The following is a 567-nucleotide window of genomic DNA, read 5'->3' as shown; positions in this document are numbered from 1 at the left end:
CTTATATCTTGATTATCACTTTTACAGAGCGATAATCCCCTGACTGATCATCAGGGATGCTGTTGTGAGTTTGTTATTATTAACCTGAACCTGAAATGTGTCATTCAATGGAGTTCGTAATTCAGAGTAAACCACAACAGCCTCTTCTGTATCGCCTTTAAGATTGAACGGTATCTTGTGCCTCGAGCATCTATTTTATAAGTCTAATCATGGCGATATCTCCTGTGTCTCTGACAAAGAGGATAACCTTATGTCTGATAACATCGTAGTCGGTATTGATATCGCCAAACACAAATTTGATGTCGCCGTTTGGGCAGGCGAAAATCATTACAAAATGAAGCATTTTCCAAATGACCTTAAGGGATTCGACGCCTTCATTAATTGGCTTAAACCCGCCTCAAATTACCATTTTTGCATGGAAGCAACAGGAATTTATGGGGATCCGCTCGCACTTTATCTTTCGGATAAGGGGCTTCTTATCAGTGTTGTCAATCCGGTACAAATCCATGCCTTTGGTAAAGCGGAATTACTCCGCAATAAAACCGATAAAATTGACGCCAAACTGAT

The 567-nt window shown here is 40.2% G+C and carries 1 protein-coding gene; it reads left to right on the top strand.

Annotated elements, in window-relative coordinates; translation table 11 throughout:
• Positions 1-250: 250 nt before the first annotated feature.
• The coding region (locus NXS07_RS20690) for an IS110 family transposase (RefSeq protein ID WP_258087596.1) at positions 251-567 on the top strand (317 nt) is incomplete at its 3' end.

Source organism: Xenorhabdus bovienii (genome assembly GCF_024721015.1).
GTDB lineage: Bacteria > Pseudomonadota > Gammaproteobacteria > Enterobacterales > Enterobacteriaceae > Xenorhabdus > Xenorhabdus bovienii.
Note: the sequence above shows the minus strand (reverse complement) of the source record. Positions and strands in the feature narration are given on the sequence as shown.